We start from the raw sequence: 7,925 nt of genomic DNA on the forward strand, positions 1-7,925 counted from the left end.
AGATAATTCTATCATATCATTTTTTTTGCAGAATTCCATCTAAAATTGTTGAAATTGATATCTATTTAAGATGAATTGAGATGAATTCATCTATTATCTACATAGTTATCTCAAATTCTTACCATTATTTCCTATTAATTTACTTTTTTGTATTTTAATATAATAGTAAAAAATGTAAATACTCTTTATTTTTTATTTTTCTATTTCATAGTTTATTCCCGATTAATACGAAAACTTTTATGTAGTTATCTAAAAGAATTTTGATATCGTGTTAGAAATTATATTCAATGGTGCTACCACAAATATTCACTCCACACATGAGCGCGCTTACATTCTTACAAACAATATTTCTTTACCCAAACAGCCTTCATTTAAAACGCACTTTTTTTTAAAAGGATGAGACGCAAAAATGCGTGTCACCCTTTTTTAGTTTATTCTTCTTCATCAAGTAAATCTAAAACAATGGTCACTTTAAATAAATCTCCATCAACATCTAAATCTAATGTTCCTTCATGGAGGTCAATGATGGATTTAGCGATTGCAAGCCCTAGGCCAGAACCGTCTGTGTTTCGCGATTTGTCCCCGCGTTTAAACCTTTCGAACAATTCATCTGTATCCTCACTAAGTTCGTATCTAGAGACATTTTTGAAGATAATGACCGCCTTATTATTTTCGGTCGTAATTGTAATATAAGCACGTGTGTTTTCTAACGAATACTTGATAATATTTCCAATTAAATTATCGAATACACGCCAAAGCTTTTGCCCATCAACTAAAGCATATACTGGTGCTTCAGGCTGTGAAACTCGAAAAGTTAAATGTGATTGTTGAATCGTTTCATTATATTCAGCTAATGCTTGCTGAAGCAATTGAACGATATCTACCTTCACTTTCGTTAGTTGGATATTTCCACTTGCCATTTTTGAAGCTTCAAATAAATCATCGATTAGTACCTTTAGTCTTTTTGACTTTCGATCAATGATTTCAATATAGCTATTCCGTTCATCGACAGACAAGGTTGGATTTTTCAACAATTCTGAATAGGTAATGATTGATGTTAACGGTGTTCGTAAATCATGACTAACATTTGTAATTAATTCTGTTTTTAATCGTTCGCTTTTCGCCTGAGCCTTTTGTGAAGTTTTCACTCCATGCTTCATTATATTTATATCCCTGGCTAGACTAGCAAAAACTGATTTCCCGATAATTTCTAAATCAGGCTCAAATTGTCCCTGTGCCAATGCATTTGTATTTGCAAGAATTTCATTAAAATATCCTGTTCGCTTCATTATGAAAAAAAACAAAGGGAGAGCGACTAAGAAAAATGCTGGTACGTAAATCAATAAGAAAACGGGAAAAACAACGACAAGCAATGTCCCAACGCCAAAGAAAAAGACAATCGTCAAAATAATGAATACTTGTGTGCCAACACGGCGATTCAGAAATGCATTTCTAAACATATTCACTATTTGCATAATTAAAGAGTGATTCCATAATTGTTTATCGATTCGAGAATTCTTTAATCTTGAATATAAATAGACTCCTTGAATTAGGGTGATGCCAACAAAAGCTGCTTTAATGATTAAATGGTAAACAATCGTAACGATTAGAAAATCATAATAAGCCACATCAAGATCAAAAATTAAAAGGATCGCAATATAGGATGTAACAAAAAATAAAATGATCGCAACATCAAGGGGTATTTTTTGATACAGTGACTTCCACGTATCTGGCGTCAATCTCTTTAGCATACTTTGCTTTTTTCCAATAATAATGCTAATAACAAGTGCAAGTAACGACAAAATTGAGTATAACAAAAATGCTTTTTGTTGATTTTTATAATCTTGATAACTTGCAATAATCGCATTGGAGCTTGGAGCATTTTTGGATAGGGCAATTTTCCCTTCTAATATTGCTGATTTCCCGACAGATTCATTATTTATATCCTCAAGTCCAATAACGAGACCTTGGAAACTCAAATGTAAATATCCCTTTTTCTCCCCGTATTCGTGAACATAATACATATTTTTATCATTTATATACTTATCTATATTAGTCTCGTCTGTTGTTGAAAGGTTTGTATATACTTCACCTGATTCAGTGTCCTTTAAATAATAGGCAAATGCTTCTTTATAGGTTGAATAGTCTTTGCGATAGCCTTCAAGCTCCCGATAATATTCATCAACCCTTTGCTTTTTCTCCTTAAGGATTTTCTCTTTTATATATTCATCACTTTCAAAGTTTTTTGTGATATCCTCTATTTTTTTATCGCGTTCCTTCGTATAGTAATCAATCACTTTTTGGTTTTCTTGAACCATCGCATCATTTATTTTTATTTCATATTGTTCTTCAATACTTGTGACTTGGTCTGCTAAATCACCATTTTGGTAGCGATACTCTTCAATTTCCTCATTTGTGACAGATAATGATGAGAGCGTATCCTCCTTTGATTTATAGTACATTTCAAATGTTTGGATATTCTCTAATAAATGTGATTCAAAGTCTTCATACATTGTTGTTTTAAAATAACTTGTTTTCATATATTCATTATTATTAAAGAACGAGGTGAAGACACCGCTAATTCCAAATGTGAATAAAATAAGCCAAGCGATTATATTCAATCTATTTTTCCATTTTGTATCCAATGCCCCATACCACCTTTAAATACCTTGGATTTTTAGGGTCGATTTCTATTTTTTCGCGGATTTTCCGAATATGAACAGCTACTGTATTTTCAGCATTGTAACTTGGCTCATTCCAAACCTTCTCATAAATTTCAGAAATAGAGAACACTCGACCAGCGTTCACCATTAACAATTCAACAATTTTGTACTCAATTGGCGTAAGCTTTACCGGCTCACCATTCACAGTCACTTCTTTTGCTGATTGATCAATTGTTAACCCATTTAAATCAATTATTTTACTCGCACCTTCAAATGGCCCTAACTGGACGTAGCGTCGAAGCTGTGATTTTACCCGTGCAATTAGCTCTAGCGGGTTAAACGGCTTCGTAATATAATCATCTGCCCCTACTTGAAGACCGAGAATTTTATCCGTATCCTCACTTTTCGCACTTAGCATAATGATCGGGATGTTTTTTTTCTCGCGAATTTTAAATGTCGTTGAAATTCCATCTAATTTCGGCATCATAATATCTAATAAAATAAGATGAACATCCTGCTCAGTTAAAATGTCAATTGCTTCAAGTCCATCCTGTGCCTTTAACACAATGAATCCTTCGTTTCGCAAATATATTTCAATTCCATCACGGATTTCTTTATCATCATCAACAACTAATACAACATAATCTTTCATACATACAACCTCCTTTCCAAAGTATATCAAATGTAAAGTATGTGCGCTTTATTCTTAAAAAAGGAAATTCCCCTCTACCTTTTGCTAGGCACAAAAAAGAGATGAAGACATCGTGTACATATTTTTGCAATACTATTATTGAGTATAAGGAAGAGTTCTTAAGTTCTTTATAGGGGAAAAATGAAGAATTTCTTAAGAATGGTGAAGTTTTTTTATAGTAAGACCGTTTTATGTTTTTTAGAGGGAAAGAGAAGGCTGTTTTCGTAAACTTAAATTTCTTCGTGCAGTGCTCGCTTTCCGGACGGTAAAAATACCTGATCACGAGTCTCGGCTAGCCTATATCTCTAGTAAATTTATATAAAAATAATACACCCCCAATTGTTAGATTGTGTCCAACAATTGGGGAGTTCTTCGATATTTTTTGAAGTGATACCATTTATACTTAACGTACTGGAACTGCCCGCAAATCAATTATCTTTTTCGTTTCATTTGAAGCTAGAGCTGCAAGTACAACATCAAGTGATTTTTTTCCTTCCTCACCTGTTATTAATGGGTCCTTTTCATGGAGTACAGAGTGAACAAAATGATCGATGACATGTGAATTTGTTTGTCCACCCTCTTCGTTTGTTTGGATTTTATCTAACTCATACTTTACAACTTCACCATTTGTATATTGGACGATTAGTGAGTAATTTGGGTCATCCTCTAATCTTAATATCCCCTTTTCACCATAAATGATTGTTGAGTTATCACCACCTGTGACATATGACCAGCTTGCTGCCAAAGTTCCAATAACCCCTGATTCCATTTTTAAAATCGCTACTGCGTTGTCATCTACCTCCGTATTTTCCTTCGCACTTGTTTCAACAAACGCACCTACCTCTACAACCTCACCTAGTAAATAGCGAATTAAGTCTGTTTTATGTACACCGAGATCCCCCAATGCACCAATAACAGCCTCGTCTTTGTTAAAAAACCAGCTATCCCTACCATCAATGCTCCATTTTTCGGGACCGCGGTGACCAAATGATGTCCGAAAGCTATAGATTTTCCCAATTTCGCCACTTTCAATTAATTGCTTTGCCTTTTGATGTGATGCAACGAAGCGTTGGTTATGCGCAATCATTAAAGTTCTGCTATTTTTTCTAGCAACTTGAATCATTTCCTCTGCTTCTTCAGAGGTTGTTGCCATCGGCTTTTCACATAGCACATGTTTCCCTGCATTTAATGCTGCAATTGAGACTGGTGCATGTAAATCATTTGGCAAGCAAACACTAATTGCATCAACTTCATCAAGCTGTAACAGCTCTTCATAATTTGTAAAAGCCTTTGCCCCGTATTTTTCTGCCATTTCATCTGCACGTGATGAATCAATATCACATACAGCTACAATCTCGGCATTTTTATTTGCCCAATATTCTACTAAATGTCTAAGTCTTGCAATACTTCCACAACCGATTACGCCAACTCTCATCATTGTTTAATCCTCCAGTAATTTAGTTTTATCCTATTATTTTCTTATTCCTTAACAGCTCCACCCGCAAGACCTTTAACAACCTTCTCTTGGGAAAATAAATACACAACAAGAATCGGTAGACTTGCTAATGTTAATGCTGCCATTAATCCAGGGATATTGACGGAAAACTCGCCTTTAAAATCTTGTAATCCTAATGGTAATGTCATATTTTCCGGACTTGATAAAAGAACGAGCGCAAAAATGAATTCATTCCATAGATGGATAAAATTGTAGATTAATACTGTCATTAGAGCAGGGGTCAGCATTGGCAAGATGACTCGCCAAAAGATCCCGAAGTGACTGCAGCCATCCATTTTCGCTGCCTCCTCTAATGACTTTGGTATTTCCTGCATAAACTGAGTTAAAATAAAGATTGAAATTGGTAAGCTAAAGGCAATATAGGGTCCTAATAAAGCCCATATCGTATCAAAAACACCCATGCTTTGTGATAGTTTAAAAATCGGGATAAGTGTTGCATGGATAGGTAGCATCATTCCTGAAATAAACAGTAAGAAAATGACTTTATTAAACTTAAATTTCATTCGACTTAATGGATAGCTTGCTAATGAAGCAATAAGCATGACTGCGAAAACAGCTATGATGGATACGAGCACACTATTTAAGAAATACCTTGTTAACCCCATTTCGAACACAGATTGAAAGTTTTCTAAATTGAAGGAAGAAAACAATGCAAACGGCTTTTCAAAAAAATGGCTTTGCGACTTTAACGAGGTTGATAGCATATAAAGAAAAGGGAAACCTGTGAAGACCAATAGTAAGATTGCGAACAAATAGAGTGGGATTGTTTTTATTTTACTTGTCATACATAGGCCCCTTTCTTTTTCCGATAATAATCCATTACTTGAATAATGATTGTTACCAATAGCGATAAAAAGAACATGATAAACGCAATCGCACTTGCATAGCCCATATTAAAATTAATAAACGCTTGCTTAAACATGTAGGTCCCTAGTAGCTCTGTCCCATGGTTCGGCCCGCCACCTGTCATAATGTAAAAAATATCAAACGATTTTAATGAACCGACAACAGCTAATATGGAGGAGCTAACAATGGTTGGCATCAACAACGGTAATGTAATATGGAAAAACTTCGTTAACGGGCTTGCTCCATCAATTTCTGCCGCCTCATATAAATCCTCCGGAATTCCAACGATTGCTGCTTTAAAGAGAATCATATAAAACGGGGCGAACTGCCAAACAATAACGAGCAATACTGCAAATAACGCCGTATTCGTTTGACTTAACCACGCAACATTCTCAAATCCAAACAGACTAATTAGCTGGTTAATTAATCCGTTAATTGGGTCAAACATTAACACCCAAAGTAAACCAACGGCAACAGTTGACATGAGAAATGGAAAGAAATAAATGCTACTAAATAGCTTAATTCCTCTTATTGGTGCAAAAAGCATTAACGCCATAATTAACCCTAATGGGATTTGTGCAAAAACAGACGTAAGCACTACCCATGTATTATTTTTTAGTGCTGTAAGAAAAACCGCATCTTTAAAAAGATTAAGATAATTTTCAAATCCAACAAAAACACCAACACCCATGCCATCCCATTCATAAAAGCTGTAAATCAACGTATTGATAATCGGATACAACACATACACAGAATAAACAATCAACGCAGGTGAAATAAACAACCCAATTGTAAAAAAGCTCTTCAGCCTCTTCCTACTACTCGAACGCGAAACCACTACACCCCTCGATAAATCAGCCTTAACCGGTGTTTCCACATCATCCCCTCCTTATGATGGGGGGACAGTCCCCAAAACAAGACTAACAAGACATTTTGTCCTTGTTTTGCTATTGTTGGGGACTGTCCCCAATTGTTATACACTTTTACGTAAAACATCGATTAAATGCACTATCCATAAGCTTGGGGACTGTCCCTAAAACCAAGTTTAAAACGATGGAATGCTTCGTTTTTGTCTTTTTGGGGACTGTCCCCCCAAGCTTTTACTCAAGCAGTTCTTTTGCTTTTTCTTCCATTTTTTTTGCTGCTTCTTCTGGTGTCATGTCTTTGCCAAAGATGGCTTGAGTTGTGTCTTTATGCAATTCTGCTAGTTCAGGAGGAAGTGTTTGATCATAAGGCATTTGTAGATGTGTTGCATTTTGAACAACTTCGTAAAAGCGTTTTGTGAATTCATCAGCAGGCTCAATATCCTTTACTCCTGTAAGACTTCCAGTTCGATCTGTGTAGTTTTGAGCTGTTTCTGTACTTGTCAGCTCCTTCACTAATTCTGTTGCTAAATCAGGATGTTCACTATTTTTCGCTACTGACCAAACCGGTCCAGTTGCTGCACCTACATGTGTCGTATCACCTTTGCCACCAGGTACTGTTGGGAATAAAAAGAAATCTAGTTTTTCCTCAAACTCTGGTGCTTCCTGTCTTACATTGTTTAAAAATGAAATTGTCATATCCATCATTGCCGCCTGACCTGAATAAAGAAGTTGACGTCCTTGCCCCTCATCATATGGGACACCGTTAAAGCCAGAATTAAAGGCATTTCTGTCAACCATCTCTTGAATATATTTCCCTGCTTGAACATAGGCAGGATCATCAAATCCTTTACCCCCTCGATTTAGAGCGCTTTCAAATAGCTCCGGTCCAGCTATCCGGCTCGCAAAATTCATCAGATAGTATGCACCAGGCCATTTCGTTTGGTTTGCTAAGGCAATTGGAATGACATTATTTTTATTCAAAGTATCGATTATCGTTAGCCACTCTTCATATGTTTTTGGTGGTGTTAAGTTATACTTTTCAAAAATTTCTTTATTATAAAATACAACGTCAATGGATAAACTCAATGGCAAACCATAGATTTTGCCGTCATAAGTTGAATTTTTTAAGGCTAGCTCATTAAAATGCGCTGTATCCGTTTCTCCTGTTAAATCAAGCACTTTACCTTGGTCTACGAAGTTTTTCAGCCAGCCGCCACCCCAGCTATGAAATACATCTGGAGCCTGGTCTCCACTCATTGCCACAGAAAATTTTTGTTTATACGCATCATTAGGAATTTGAAGTGTTTTTACCTCTACATCAGGATGTTTTTCTTTAAATCGTT

Annotated in this window: 6 protein-coding genes; all 6 read right to left on the bottom strand. The window is 35.6% G+C overall.

What is annotated here, in order from left to right; all coding sequences use genetic code 11:
• Nucleotides 1-431 precede the first annotated feature (431 nt).
• Nucleotides 432-2,645: a HAMP domain-containing sensor histidine kinase gene (locus tag HU235_RS11915; protein WP_174880355.1), complete on the bottom strand. Its 2,214-nt coding sequence runs from the start codon at nucleotides 2,643-2,645 to the stop codon at nucleotides 432-434.
• Entirely contained in the window at nucleotides 2,623-3,315 is a 693-nt protein-coding gene (locus tag HU235_RS11920; RefSeq protein WP_095298689.1) for a response regulator transcription factor, read from the bottom strand. The genes HU235_RS11915 and HU235_RS11920 overlap by 23 nt, the downstream gene beginning before the upstream one ends.
• 442 nt (nucleotides 3,316-3,757) lie before the next feature.
• Entirely contained in the window at nucleotides 3,758-4,792 is a 1,035-nt protein-coding gene (locus tag HU235_RS11925) for a Gfo/Idh/MocA family protein (protein ID WP_174880356.1), read from the bottom strand.
• 41 nt (nucleotides 4,793-4,833) lie between these two features.
• Nucleotides 4,834-5,655, bottom strand: a complete 822-nt coding sequence (locus HU235_RS11930) for a carbohydrate ABC transporter permease (RefSeq protein ID WP_095298685.1) — start codon at nucleotides 5,653-5,655, stop codon at nucleotides 4,834-4,836.
• Entirely contained in the window at nucleotides 5,652-6,593 is a 942-nt protein-coding gene (locus tag HU235_RS11935) for a carbohydrate ABC transporter permease (RefSeq protein ID WP_145580698.1), read from the bottom strand. The genes HU235_RS11930 and HU235_RS11935 overlap by 4 nt, the downstream gene beginning before the upstream one ends.
• Nucleotides 6,594-6,816: 223 nt before the next feature.
• Nucleotides 6,817-7,925 (bottom strand): extracellular solute-binding protein (locus HU235_RS11940; protein WP_174880357.1); only part of this gene is annotated, 1,109 nt, incomplete at its 5' end.

Source organism: Metabacillus niabensis (genome assembly GCF_902829255.1).
Classification (GTDB): domain Bacteria; phylum Bacillota; class Bacilli; order Bacillales; family Bacillaceae; genus Metabacillus; species Metabacillus niabensis.